Origin of the sequence: uncultured Muribaculum sp. (assembly GCF_910583865.1) — a bacterium.
Lineage (GTDB): Bacteria > Bacteroidota > Bacteroidia > Bacteroidales > Muribaculaceae > Muribaculum.
In genome coordinates, this window is record NZ_CAJTYX010000001.1 from 1 (window position 1) to 13,611 (window position 13,611).

Below are 13,611 nucleotides of genomic sequence, written 5' to 3' on the forward strand. Positions count from 1 at the left end.
ACCGGTTTTTATTGGTCAACAGCCGTTAAGGTTATTTAAGATGCGTCTGCCGTGACGTATTATTAAACCTATTCAACACTATTTAAACAATTCGGGACTCTGTTTTTATCTTTTTTCTTAAAATTTTATTATGGAATCCAATTTATCGCCGCCGAATTCTGCTGTATTCTTCTGTCAATGCGTCTCATTAAATTCATCGATGGAATAATTGATGAAATCATTGAAGCGCCCGGCCTGTCTGATTATAGGCAGGAGATTCCGGGGAAAATCGTCCCGCGACAAAGAATCATCTGAAAAGATATCCGTACTACAGCAGAAATCTTTAGGTCGGATATAGTCCATGTATGGCCAGTCTTTCGGGAATCCTTTCGGTGCAGTCTTTAACAGATTCTCTCCGATTCTTGGAAACACGCAGCGAAACCCGTCAGACTCCACGATGGAGCGATACTCGTCAATCTCGTCGTAGATACTCTGCCTTATTGCTTTTACTAGAGGCGACGGGAGGCACACAGTCCCTGCGGCAAAGAAACAATTGTCCGGCTCGATATGCAGATAGTATCCGCAACGGAGCGACTTCTTGCCGAACGGAGGATTGACGAATATGCCGACATGCGTCTTATAAGGACTCTTGTCGGTCGAAAAACGCGTGTCACGATAGATGCGGTATGTGCAGTCGGCCGGAGTCAGACGCGATGCCTCCGCATCAACCTCCGACACCAACGTGATCAACTCAGCGGCAAGCCCGTCGACCCTCTCCTTTACTTTCAGATACCGCTCCTTATTGGCATTGAACCACTCTCGGTCGTTATGCGCCCTAAGCTCACGCAGAAAGTCCAATATGTCATTCATATCCATCATGTCTCACTCCAAATTTTTACGGACACGTGATAGATAGGCAGCCATAGCGGTGGAATCTCGATTCTCGATAATAGATTGAAGTTCGGAGAGTTGTTCGCGAATCTTTTCGAGCTGGCGGGGAGTGTTCGGATTGAAAAGAATCTCGCTTAGCAGATAATCGTCCTCACTCATCAGACCGTCGGCTATGACCTTGTGGCGCTTGAAAGTTGTGCCAGGGGCCGACTGGTGTTTCATACATCCGGCAAACACAAGAGTGGACGCAAACGGTATTGACAGCGAGTAAGCTATCGTCTCGTCATGTTCGCTAAAAGTATATTCCTCTATATGAAGGCGGAGTTCGTTGTACAGATCCTTGAAGAACACCTTGCCGAGATGGTCGCTCTCGCTGATGATGATGGCATTTTCATTGCTCAGGTTGCTCAGAGAGGCGAATGTCGGGCCGAACATCGGATGGGTCGACACAAACGGGTGGCCACATTCCGCGTAAAACTCGGGCAACCCGGTCTTTACCGATGCGATATCGCTCAGTATGCACCCCTTTGGGATATGCGGCATCACAGCCTTGAAGGCATCGATGGTGTATTTTACCGTAGCTGCGTTGATAACCATCTCGGGAGCGAACCCGTCTATCTCATCGACATTGCTGAACCGGCGGCAGTTGAATGTAAACAGCAACCGTCCGGGATCGGTGTCGAATATCGCCACCTCGTGCTTGCCGGAAAGGACGTCGCAGAAGAACGACCCCATCTTTCCGGCTCCTATTATCAGAATCTTCATCGTCTTATATCATCGGGTCCGGTCATTGAATATCTCAATCTGCTGGCGCACGGATTCCTCGTGTATCGCAGCCAGCACAGTGCGCATGAACTCTCCTGACATGCCCATCTCCTCGGCCAGACGTGCACGGCTCTGCATTATCTCGTCGTGACGACCGATCTGGAGCACAGGCATGCGGTGTTCCTTCTTATATTGGCCTATCTCGCGCGACACACGCATACGCTTGTTGAGCACTTCGAGCAGTTCATTGTCAAGCTCGTCGATCTGTTGGCGCAGAAGAGTAAGGCTTTCTGTAGTCACGGTAGCATCACGCAATACAAGGGTATTGAGAATGAAATTTAGCACCTCAGGAGTCACCTGCTGCGTCTTGTCGCTCCACGCGCAGTCGGGGTCGCAGTGGCTCTCGATGATAAGTCCGTCGAAACCCATGTCAAGTGCCTGCTGCGATAGCGGCGCCACAAGTTCCCTCTTTCCGCCGATATGGCTCGGGTCGCAGATGAGGGTAAGATTTGGGAAACGGCGACGCAGCTCGATTGGAATATGCCACTGAGGCATGTTACGGTAGAGGTGCTTTCCGTAAGCGCTGAATCCGCGATGTATAGCCCCGAGACGATGAATGCCGGCATTGTAAAGTCGCTGCAATGCGCCTATCCACAATTCAAGGTCAGGGTTGACGGGATTCTTCACAAAGACAGGCACATCCTTACCGGCATCCTTGAGGGCATCGGCGATCTCCTGCATGGCAAACGGATTGGCGGAAGTTCTCGCTCCGATCCACAGTATGTCGACACCGGCACCAAGAGCATCCTCGACATGCCGGCGGGTGGCCACCTCTGTAGCCGTGAGCATCCCCGTCTCCTCTTTTACCTTGGCGAGCCACGGAAGCCCTTCGCGCCCTATGCCCTCGAAACCTCCGGGCTTGGTGCGAGGTTTCCATATGCCGGCACGAAAAATCTTCACTCCGTTACGGGCGAGTTCACGGGCCGTGGCAAGCACTTGTTCTTCGGTCTCGGCACTGCACGGACCGGCTATGATCAACGGATGTATCGCACCCGTCTCTTCTGACAGAATAGGTTTAAGATCAGTCATTATTATACTGTTTTATATGTTTCTTCAATACGTTTCAAAGCTTCCGACAACTTCTCCTCCGTGGCACACAAGGAGATGCGCACATACCGGTCGCCGTTGGGACCGAATATGAATCCCGGAGTGATGAATACACGCGAACCGTAGAGGACCTTGTCGGCCAAGGATTCGGATGATTCCTCCTTGTCGGGAATACGTCCCCACAGGAACAAGCCACGCTGACGCGGGTCGAAAGTACAGCCGAGCGCCGACATTATTTTCTCTGCCACTACACGACGGGAACGATACACATCATTAAGTTCCGCATACCATTCGGCCGGAGCGTCAAGACCTTTGGCCGCCGCGAGCATCATAGGACGGAACTGGCCGGAATCGATATTGCTCTTCACCTTGAGCACCCACTGTATGAACGTCGGATTGGAGGCAAGCATCCCTACACGCCATCCGGCCATGTTGTGGCTCTTGCTCATGGAGTTCATCTCGATAGCCACATCCTTGCCACCCTCTACCTGAAGCAGGCTCAGAGGCTTATCGTTAAGGATGAAGCTGTATGGATTGTCGTGGGCGATGACTATACCGTGACGACGCCCGAAATCAACAATCTTCTCAAACAGCTCCATGGTTGCCGGAGTGCCGGTAGGCATGTGCGGATAATTGATCCACATGAGTTTTATACGGTCGAGAGGCAGACGCTCCAAAGCCTCGAAATCCGGCATCCAGCCATTCTCTTCCGTAAGGTCGTAATTGAATATCTCAGCCCCCACAAGTCGGCTGACGGAGGTATATGTAGGATAACCCGGATTAGGCACGAGCACTCCGTCGCCGGGGTTAAGGAATGCGAGCGACACATGGAGTATACCCTCCTTCGAGCCGATAAGAGGCTGGATCTCGGTGTCGGCATCAAGTTCCACCCCGTAATGGGTGGAGTAAAAACGGCTCATGGCCTTACGAAGTTCAGGAATACCGACATAAGGCTGATAACTGTGCACACCGGCTTTATGCGCCTCAGTGCAGAGGGTGTCAATCACCTCTGCCGAGGGCATGCGGTCCGGACCGCCTATGCCGAGCGATATTATGTCGCGTCCCTCGGCATTAAGGCGTGCCACCTCCCGCAACTTGCGCGAGAAATAATATTCCTGAATCTCCGACACACGGTCGGCGGGTCGTATCTCTTTCATTAGTTCAAACTTTTACATTATTAAGTATCCTCACACCTCATTCTTGCATGCGGTGTATTCACCAAGTATGCGCAAGTCGTTGGTCAGCGGACGGACAGCGTCGATTGACTGCCGGTAGCGCGAATAGCTGTCAAACTCCAGATCGATGTAGAAGCGGTATTCCCACTCCCTGCCGAGTATGGGCATCGACTGTATTTTAGTGAGATTTATATCGTAGAACGACAATATGGTAAGCACCTTCGACAATGCCCCCTTTGAATGCGGAAGCGTGAACACCACCGACGACTTGTCAATCAGCCTTTCGGAAGGCCTGGTCTCTGCGGCAATGAGCGGATCGGCAAGAATTAGGAAACGTGTGAAATTGCGTTTGTTGGTCTCGATGCCACGCTGGAGTATCTGCAGCCCGTAGAGCTGTGCGGCATACTCGCCACACACGGCGGCATGCCCTGTAAGCCGTTTCTCGGCAATCTCCTTGGCGCTTCCGGCAGTGTCGAAGGTCTCGATCATCTTCATGTTGGGATGGCGCAGAAGAAACTGCTCGCACTGCCTCAACGCCATAGGATGGGAGTTCACCTCGGTCAGCTCGTCGATGGCCTGACCCGGGAGCGCCGCGAGGGTGTGGGATATGCGCATCTTGTACTCACCGACGATCTGCATGTTGGACGCACGCAGCAGTTCATGGTTCTGTAGCAGCGAGCCGGCGATGGTGTTCTCGATAGCCATTGTGCCGAGCAGCGAAGCGTCGGCACCGAGCATGTCGAACATAGCCGGGAAACTGTCGCACGGGATGGTCTCGATCTCCTCGCCCGCGAAATACCCTCGCGCCGCAGCATCGTGATAGCATCCGGCGACACCCTGAATGGTGACGCGCCGATGCGATTTGCCGCCTGTATGTGGATTGTCTATGGTTTCCATAAAAAATACGCTCTTCGTATAACAAAATTCCCGCTTGCCTCATCGCGGAGGAGCGGGAATTTTTATAGTGATGTTTTATTATTGCTCTATCATCATGATTTTGCGCATGCCACTACCCGCTTCAATTTCCGGTGAAATAGAAGTAAGAAAAATAGTATGCGTAAAATCGATTCATCATAGTTGTTCAGCTTTGACCCGACAAATTTAAATCATTCTTTTTAATCCCGCAACATTCTACCCATAAAAGTTTCTTTTCATTTCCATAAATATATACAACGATTCTTTAACAATACTTTTTTATATAATTTTAGAGAGAAAATCAGCGTTAGTCAATATATGGAAAATCATACCGCTACACGCAGCCACACCCCGGGACGACGATTCAAAATAGGGTTGCTCGGGAGAATAGCCATCGCAATAGCCGGTGGAACAGCCTTGGGATTGATAGCCCCCATGTGGCTCGCGCAACTACTACAGACGTTCAACTCGATATTCTCGCAATTCCTTGGCTTCATGATTCCGATGATCATCATTGGATTCGTGGCTCCGGCGATAGCCGACATAGGTGCACGTGCGGGGAAACTGCTCCTTGCCACCTGTGCCCTCGCCTACGGAGCCACATTTTTTGCAGGACTGATGTCATATTTCACCGGCACCGCGATTTTCCCGTCGCTGATCGAGGGTATGAAAGGATTGGATTCCTTGCAGGAAGGAGCGCCGCAGGTGTCACCTTATTTTACCGTAGAGATGCCTCCGCTGATGACCGTGATGACGGCGCTCGTGCTGGCTTTCATGCTGGGACTCGGCATGGCGTTCCTCAACGGAAAGGCATTGCGCCACGGCATGGAGGAGTTCCGCACCATCGTGGCTCGCACCATCGACAGCGTGATACTCCCCTTGCTCCCGCTCTACATATTCGGCATATTCGTAATCATGACCGTAGCCGGGCAGGTAAGTGTGGTGCTCAACGCTTTCAGCAAGATAATTGTGGTTATATTCGTGCTACACGTGTTTATCCTCGTGCTGCAATACTGCATCGCCGCATGTTTCAACCGCCGTAACCCGTTCACTATGCTGCGCACGATGCTTCCTGCTTACTTTACGGCTTTAGGGACACAGTCGTCGGCAGCCACCATCCCCGTCACTCTCCGTCAGACCATAAAGCTCGGCGTAGACGAGGACGTGGCCGGATTCACCGTGCCGCTATGCGCCACCATACACATGTCAGGCTCGACGCTGAAGATCGTGGCGTGCGCCCTTGCATTGACCATCATGCAGGGCCAGCCCCACGACCTGTCGTTGTTCCTCCATTTCATAGCCATGCTCGGAGTGACCATAATCGCAGCTCCCGGCATACCCGGCGGCGCCATCATGGCCTCTCTCGGACTGCTTTCGGGCATACTCGGCTTCAACGAACAGTCGATAGCCCTGATGATCGCGCTCTACATAGCCATGGACAGCTTCGGCACTGCATGCAACGTCACCGGCGACGGGGCCCTCGCCGTAATCCTCAACCGTTTCTTCGCCAAACGTTCCCTCAGGGCGCAATGAAGGAGGAAAAGTTTCGTAAATTTGTAGCCGATACAAAACATCTTACTGCATGAGAACAATCATTTCACTTATAGCTACATTGCTCATTGGGGCCGGTGTCAATAAAGCGGCTTCCGATGAAAAAAAGGTAATACGCATCTCGACCGACTCTACCGACCTGCTGCTACAAGTGGGTGACAACGGCAGGCTCTACCAGACATATTTAGGTCCGAAACTGCTCCACGAGGCCGATACACGGGAATTCGACTGGTCCAGGCATGCAGCGACCGACGGGGCAGTGAGCCGCCGAGGATGGGAAGCTTACGCCACTTCAGGCAACGAGGACTTCTTCGAACCTGCTCTCGGCATGACCCACGCCGACGGCAACATGACCACATATCTCTATTACGTGGACTCGTCCTCCGAACCGGTAGACGGGGGCATCCATACTCGGATAAGCTTGCGTGACAACAAGTATCCTCTTGACGTCACGCTTAACTACATGGCCTATCCAAAGGAGAATGTCATAAAGACATGGAGCGAAATCTCACACCACGAGAAGAAACCGGTATCGCTCTGGCAATATGCATCCGGAATGCTATATTTCGACAAAGGAGAATACTGGCTTACGGAATTCAGCGGAGACTGGGCCAAAGAGGCCGGCATGAGCAGCCAGCAACTGCAGTTCGGCAAAAAAGTAATAGATACCAAACTCGGAAGCCGCGCGGCGATGCACGCCTCGCCGTTTTTCGAGGTAGGACTCGACGGGCCGGTAAAGGAACACTCAGGTGAAGTACTTATGGGCACCATCGGATGGACCGGCAACTTCCGCTTCACCTTCGAAATCGACAATGTGGGTAACTTGCGTGTAATTCCGGGCATAAATCCGTACGCATCAGCCTACAAACTTGATGCCGACGAGACGTTCACGACACCTGAGTTCATATTCACCCTCAGCTATGACGGCACATCACAAGGTTCACGCGACCTTCAGGCCTGGGCACGCCGGTATGGTCTTAAAGACGGTGACGCCCCTCGGCTCACACTGCTCAACAACTGGGAAAACACAGGCTTCAAGTTCGACGAAAATATACTTTCCGGACTAATGAAAGAAGCACGGCAGCTTGGAGTCGATATGTTCCTGCTCGATGACGGATGGTTCGGAAATAAATACCCGCGCCGGAACGACCGCGCAGGTCTCGGCGACTGGGAAGCTACACGCGACAAGCTTCCCGGCGGAATTCCCGCCCTTGTCGACTCAGCCCGCAACGCCGGCGTAAAGTTCGGCATATGGATAGAGCCGGAGATGGTCAACCCCAAAAGCGAGCTTTACGAGAAACATCCCGACTGGGTGATCGAACAACCCGACCGCGACACGTATTATTACCGCAACCAGCTCGTACTTGACATGAGCAATCCAAAGGTACAGGATCACGTATTCGGCGTTGTCGATGACATCCTGACCAAGAATCCTGATGTGGCTTACTTCAAATGGGACTGCAACTCGCCTATCACCAACATCTACTCCCCCTATCAGAAAGGAAATCAAGGCAATCTTTACATCGACCATGTGCGCGGCATCTACAACGTGCTCAAACGCATAAAGGAGAAATATCCCGACGTGCCCATGATGCTCTGTTCGGGAGGTGGTGCCCGTTGCGACTACGAGGCGCTGAAATACTTCACCGAATTCTGGTGTTCCGACAATACAGACCCGGTAGAGCGCGCCTACATACAATGGGGGTTCTCCCAATTCTTCCCTTCCAAGGCCATGGCGGCACACGTGACGGGCTGGAACAAGAAAACCACCGTCAAATTCCGCACTGACATGGCATCCATGTGCCGCCTCGGTTTCGATATCGGCCTCGAAAAGCTGTCGCCCGACGAACTGGCCTACTGCCGTGATGCCGTGGCAAACTGGAAGCGGCTCTCGCCGGCCATCATGGATGGCACGCAATACCGCCTCGTGTCGCCCTACGACACCAACCACATGGCAGTGGAGTATGTCGACGGTACCGGGAATACCGCAGTTGTATTCGCTTACGACCTGGCCACCCGTTTCTCAGAGAAGCTGCAACGGGTCAAACTGCAGGGTCTCGATTCGGCGAAGCGTTATCTTGTCAAGGAAATAAACCTGATGCCGGGCACGGAAACTCGTTTTCCACAAGATGGGAAAATCCTTACCGGAGATTACCTGATGAAAATCGGTCTCGACCTGCTATCATCCAGACAAAAAACTTCAATGGTGGTGGAACTCACTGCGCAATGAACCTAAACCCATTATCACTCATCTACTTCTGAACCGGGTTTACCGTCTACACCCTGACGCTCCGATTTCTCCTCTTTCTGTTGTTTCTTTTGCTCATATTTGCGGCGCAGACGTTTTATGAATGAAAAAATATCATCAAAATCGCGTTTGAACACCACTCCCACGCCCTGGGTGGTTAGAGCCGACTTGACGTAGTAGTTCTGGTCATTGTAGCGGTTATAAGCCTTAAGACGCACGTTGCCCGACTTGTTAAGGAGGTATTCGAGGTCGAAATCACCTATGAACGAATTGTTGTTGAGAGCCTTGTCGCGGTAACCGAAGTTCCCGTTGAAGAGCAGGCGGTTGTCAAGCAAGTAGCTCGACAATGCAAGATCCACCTCCATATCGGAAAAGTCCCCTCGATCGCTTCGGAAAGTAGGGGCTATGTTCCACTTGTCGCTGAGCTGCCCGAGCATAGAGCCTAGCTGTGACGATATTGTCGACGATGCCACCGACACAAGCTCGTTGCCTTTGGTGGTAGACGCCATGTAGTCAGGAGTATAGAATCGGTTCAGTGCAAGGAGGTAGATTATCTGGCGGTTCATCATGTCATCGGTGCTGACTATGCTCCGTACCTTGCGGTAAATGTCCTGGGTGAGCGTGGGGAACTCAAGGTCGAAGCTGATGTCCGGCTGCTGCATGTCTCCGCTCACCTTAAGCAGCGCGTGCACCGGTACGTTGGTGCGGTTAAGGTCCTTATCCTGAAGGAACGACTCGTCAAGATCGCTAAGATTGGCGTTGACGCTATAGACGGCATTGATGTCAAGGTCGGCTGAATAAGGGCTGCCGTGAAACGATATGGAGCTGCCCGGCTTGATCGTGAAGTCCTTTATGATGATGTCCTGCAACGTGAAGTTGTAGCTGCCTTGAGTAAGAGAATAAGTGCCGAACATGCGCAGGTCCTCGTCGGTGGAGTTATACTCCATGCGCAGATTGCCGTCGCCACGAGCCTTTATGCGATCGCCTCCGGCAGGATCCATCACCAATATAAGCTCCGCCTGAGGAGTGGCCTCGACCTGCAGGTTGATACGGTACACCGACGAATTCTGCACGTGCTGCCGCTCCTTGCGTATACTCTCCTTAAGCTGCCGCAACGCCGCTTCCTGCGGATCCTCCAGATTGAGAAGCAGGTCGCCTTTCAGCTCTTCACGGTCATGGAACGTAAGGAACGTATACTCCCCCGCCGCTTCAGTGTCCGAGAGAACGAAAGTAAATGTCGAACCAGTGGCGGTCGACATGTTAACGTTTATGTCTACAAAGCCGGGCACACCCTTCACGAATGCCGATCCATTGCAGAATATGCGTCCGTACCAGTCCGGATTGATGCGGTCGGTAACATCGTAACACATGAGGTTGCGCGCATCGCTGACACGGAATTCAAATTCCGGCTCCTTGAAGCATTTATGGGTCACCCATCCGTTGAGCAGCGCCGTATGCCCGAAATCATCGCGCAAAGTCACGTCGGCAAAGCTTATACGCCCCGATGTCAGATGTATGGAATCGGTGGCATGATAATAAGTATTGGTAAAATCAAGTTTCAAAGCAAGATCTTCAGCCAAGATGTCGCCTGTCATGTCGATGAACTTGAATGTGCCGAAAAGACGGGCCTCCCCGGAAGCATATCCGGACACCTCGGAAGTGAAAGCTTCCATGAAGGGACGCATGAAGCCCACATTGAGCTTCTCGGCCTTGAAATGGAAGTCAAGACTGTCAGCCATGGGATATATGGCACCGTCGACATAGGAATGCGCTCCATTCTCACCCGTGATGTCGGCATTTATTACCACCCCTCGGGAAGCATTGTCCCAATACGAGGCTATCAACGCATCACCGAGCGGCGAACCGTTGTAGGTCATGCCGGCGACATCGAGACGGGGAGTCTCCAGGCGAGGCTCGCTTCCAAGAAGCCCCGAAGCATAGAATTTTCCGGTAGCTATGCCTCCGAACATGGCAGCGCCTATATCGAGCGTCTCAAACACGTAGTCCAGATCGATGCTCTGAAGGTCGAGACACAGCCGGTCGGCAGGATCATCTGACACCGCACCATTTATCTTTATGAACTGATTGCGGCGGCTTACTTCGAAATCGCGAACATAGACATGCCGGGCCGGAGTCACCTCTATTAATGACGGATGTATACGCCATACAGTATCGTTGATCACTATACGTGACGAACGCAGATCTATATCCGTGGCCATGTCTCCGGGAATCTTGCTGTCGGGAGAACGTGAGAACATGGCACCTACATCCACCGAACCGCGAAACACACGCTCGCGGGCTATATTCCAGTCTGCATGCACGCTTATGGAATCATGACCGCCTCCGGCAGTCAGACTGATCGCGGCATCACCTTTCTTGGTAGGATATACCGTATTGGCAAGCATCCGTGCGTCGTCGGCTTCCCCGTCAATGGTGATTCCGACATACGTATTGTCTATGAACTTGTCTTTATGCAGCAGATTAGGAGCGTCGATGCTCGCTTCTATCAACATGTCGGCCGCGCTCATCACGCCTTTTACCGAAACAGGACGCAATAGCCTGACAGGTACATTGAAAAACGACAGCCATCGGTCGGTGACGGCATTCTGTCGCACCTGCATGTCGAATGTCATGTCAAGAGGTGTCGAATCCGCGACATTCCGGCCCCTATCCTCCCGGCCATGAACCTCCAAACCGCTTTCACCCGCCAAAGAAGGAAATACCCGTGCCAATATGCAACGTGCCACAGGAACTATGTCCTTGATCCGGTACTCCCCTTCGGTACGTGCATCTATTACATCGCTATGGAGCATCAGGAACCGAGGTGATGTTGTGCCGGAAGCCATGAACAGCAGATGGTCGAGAGTAAGCTCATCAGCATCGTCTGGAGCGGCATAGCGCATTTCAGTCAGCTCTATCCTGCCGTCAAGTGAATCGTAGTCATCGCCGTGCATGTCCACCTCCACTCTTCCGCTGAGAGTATGACCGGAAAGCCTGTCACTCTTAAACAGACCGAACATAGCCGGATTGAATGAAGCGATTCTTATGTCGGCATCAATATCATGACGGCCCGCCACCATACCGTAAGAGCCTCGTGCCGAAGCGTCAAGCATCGGGTCATGTGACTCCACCACAGCATCCAGCGAGGCTGTGGAAAGGTCTACCATGGCACTTAAACCGCTTATCACACTTCCACCCCACTCGACTTCATCGATATGCATCTCGGCACGACCGACAGGAGCACGCCGGGCCATCAGACGACCGTCAAATGTGACGTTACCACTCACCGTTCCAAGATTTTTCACTCCCGATATAGCTCCGGCTTCTATGCCGTCAATAGTAAGCGATGCCCGTAGCGGCCCCTCAGGATTACGGAACGGTCCGTGATACCGTGCATCCACATCAAGTACGCCGGCCTCCGAATCAAGTGTCATGCTCAAATCGGTAGTCCCGTCGGCCACTGAAGCGTCTATCACAGCTTCTACCACACCCAAAGTGTCGGCCATGGCTATAACTTTCGGATTCATAGTGGCTGTACGGCTCCACAACTCGGCAAGACTATGACCGTCGGCATGCGCGCGCAGCATAGGCAGCCTCACGCTTAGAGAATCTATCGCCGGCAAACCTGTAACAGTGGCATCCTCTATCTCAACTGAAGCAATGTCATCGGCCGATGTGAGCGACAGCCGCGACAAGGCGATATTCCCGAGTGTGCCTCCTGCCTTCAGATCTATTCCGATCGGGGAGTCAAACGGAGCGAAAGGAGCGAAAAAAGGAGCGAGATCGGAAGGTGTTACATGGCTGCCCGGCAGAGTGGCCACCGTAAAACTATGCTGAGCGAAACGCGCTGTCAGATCAGCCCATCCCGAATAGGCCAGCCTGACGGGGGCCAGGTCAATCTGTGTCGATGGCAGCTCAAGGTGGAAATCGTCAGCCGTGAGAAGAGTGTCCGAGACGCGCACCTTCCCCGACAACGAGTTGAGGACAAGCCCGGAGCGTTCGGTGGCTGCAAGCCTGCGCAGATCGGCCACATAGCAGTCGTTGCTTACGCGTGGAAGCCTTATGTCTGCCTTTATGTCATTCAACCCGATATGGTCGAAGTCGATAAGCCCGGATTCCGGAGGCAACGCTGACATCACGTCGTAGGCAAGACGGCTGCGGCGTATCACTATATTGTCTATTGCGAGGTCGAATGCCGTAGGAGGCTTATTGCGGTCACGAGGCTTAAGATGGTCTATTACCGGCTGTATGTTGAGCGGGGCCGAGGCCGAATCACGTCTGAGCCTGGCATCCAGACCGATAATCTCGGCATACGAGAAAACTATGCGCCTGTTCAACAACAACTTGCCCAGACGCACTCCCGCTCCAAGACGCGATACCTTCAAAGCGGTATCGCCCGGAGCTACGATAACGCTCACGCCATGCAGGGTGACCTTGTTGAACGGCGCTATTCCAATACTCTCAATCTCTACGGGGACACCGAGAAGCTCTGTCAGTTCGCTGCGTCCCCGGTCGGCCACAGCCCTCTGCACGGCAGGAAGCGACAATATGACATACAGTAACGCCGGCACAGCCAGAGAGAGCAGCACCAACGTTACCAGTATCGACCTGAGTATCTTATAAAACAGCGTCATCCGGGAACTATCTCTAAAAAAACGGCAGACATGTCACCGTCTGCCGATACAAAGTTACATAACTTCCACGACATAATGCCGTACACCCCCTTGAAATTAACATAATCGCACCGTGAAATACGAGAAATATGTGATGAACCGTAAATAATGAAATTATTTCTTAAAAATCATTTGCATCACATCATTTCATTGCATATATTTGCAAAATCGGTGCTTTTGACGTCAAGGACATAAAAAACATCGGCTTAAACCAATTATTAATCACTCGAGCGCGTTGCAGCCGACCACATGACTGCCGGGCCGATAAAGTTCCGGACAAGGCCGGAAGTAAAACAACCCTTCAACC

Annotated in this window: 8 protein-coding genes; 2 read left to right on the forward strand and 6 right to left on the reverse strand. The window is 52.4% G+C overall.

The features are described from left to right. Positions 1-174 precede the first annotated feature (174 nt). Genes QZ303_RS00005 through QZ303_RS00025 form a run of 5 tightly spaced genes read right to left on the reverse strand, consistent with a single transcriptional unit; the run spans position 175 to position 4,814 of the window. Positions 175-855: a DUF2461 domain-containing protein gene (locus QZ303_RS00005; RefSeq protein ID WP_295727783.1), complete on the reverse strand. Its 681-nt coding sequence runs from the start codon at positions 853-855 to the stop codon at positions 175-177. Between the two features lie 6 nt (positions 856-861). Continuing rightward, the gene (locus tag QZ303_RS00010; RefSeq protein ID WP_295727593.1) at positions 862-1,635 is read right to left on the reverse strand and encodes a prephenate dehydrogenase/arogenate dehydrogenase family protein; all 774 of its coding nucleotides are present in this window, start codon (positions 1,633-1,635) and stop codon (positions 862-864) included. A 9-nt stretch (positions 1,636-1,644) separates the two neighbouring features. After that, complete coding sequence (locus QZ303_RS00015; RefSeq protein WP_295727594.1) at positions 1,645-2,724, reverse strand: bifunctional 3-deoxy-7-phosphoheptulonate synthase/chorismate mutase type II; 1,080 nt, start codon at positions 2,722-2,724, stop codon at positions 1,645-1,647. Positions 2,725-2,726: 2 nt separating this feature from the next. Continuing rightward, entirely contained in the window at positions 2,727-3,899 is a 1,173-nt protein-coding gene (locus QZ303_RS00020; RefSeq protein ID WP_295727595.1) for an aminotransferase class I/II-fold pyridoxal phosphate-dependent enzyme, read from the reverse strand. Between the two features lie 30 nt (positions 3,900-3,929). Continuing rightward, the gene (locus tag QZ303_RS00025; protein WP_295727596.1) at positions 3,930-4,814 is read right to left on the reverse strand and encodes a prephenate dehydratase; all 885 of its coding nucleotides are present in this window, start codon (positions 4,812-4,814) and stop codon (positions 3,930-3,932) included. A 336-nt stretch (positions 4,815-5,150) separates the two neighbouring features. On the opposite strand from QZ303_RS00025, the gene QZ303_RS00030 reads away from it, so the two are divergent. Continuing rightward, the gene (locus tag QZ303_RS00030; RefSeq protein ID WP_295727597.1) at positions 5,151-6,365 is read left to right on the forward strand and encodes a dicarboxylate/amino acid:cation symporter; all 1,215 of its coding nucleotides are present in this window, start codon (positions 5,151-5,153) and stop codon (positions 6,363-6,365) included. A 58-nt stretch (positions 6,366-6,423) separates the two neighbouring features. Further along, entirely contained in the window at positions 6,424-8,613 is a 2,190-nt protein-coding gene (locus QZ303_RS00035; RefSeq protein WP_295727785.1) for an alpha-galactosidase, read from the forward strand. A gap of 14 nt (positions 8,614-8,627) precedes the next feature. On the opposite strand, the gene QZ303_RS00040 is transcribed toward QZ303_RS00035, so the two are convergent. Then, the gene (locus QZ303_RS00040; protein WP_295727599.1) at positions 8,628-13,265 is read right to left on the reverse strand and encodes a translocation/assembly module TamB; all 4,638 of its coding nucleotides are present in this window, start codon (positions 13,263-13,265) and stop codon (positions 8,628-8,630) included. Positions 13,266-13,611 lie beyond the last annotated feature (346 nt).

Bases quoted from the DNA above. Each gene is read 5' to 3' on its own strand.
- QZ303_RS00010 (WP_295727593.1), bottom strand. From the start codon at position 1,635: ATGAAGATTCTGATAATAGGAGCCGGAAAGATGGGGTCGTTCTTCTGC.
- QZ303_RS00040 (WP_295727599.1), bottom strand. From the start codon at position 13,265: ATGACGCTGTTTTATAAGATACTCAGGTCGATACTGGTAACGTTGGTG.
- QZ303_RS00030 (WP_295727597.1), top strand. From the start codon at position 5,151: ATGGAAAATCATACCGCTACACGCAGCCACACCCCGGGACGACGATTC.
- QZ303_RS00025 (WP_295727596.1), bottom strand. From the start codon at position 4,814: ATGGAAACCATAGACAATCCACATACAGGCGGCAAATCGCATCGGCGC.
- QZ303_RS00015 (WP_295727594.1), bottom strand. From the start codon at position 2,724: ATGACTGATCTTAAACCTATTCTGTCAGAAGAGACGGGTGCGATACAT.
- QZ303_RS00005 (WP_295727783.1), bottom strand. From the start codon at position 855: ATGGATATGAATGACATATTGGACTTTCTGCGTGAGCTTAGGGCGCAT.
- QZ303_RS00020 (WP_295727595.1), bottom strand. From the start codon at position 3,899: ATGAAAGAGATACGACCCGCCGACCGTGTGTCGGAGATTCAGGAATAT.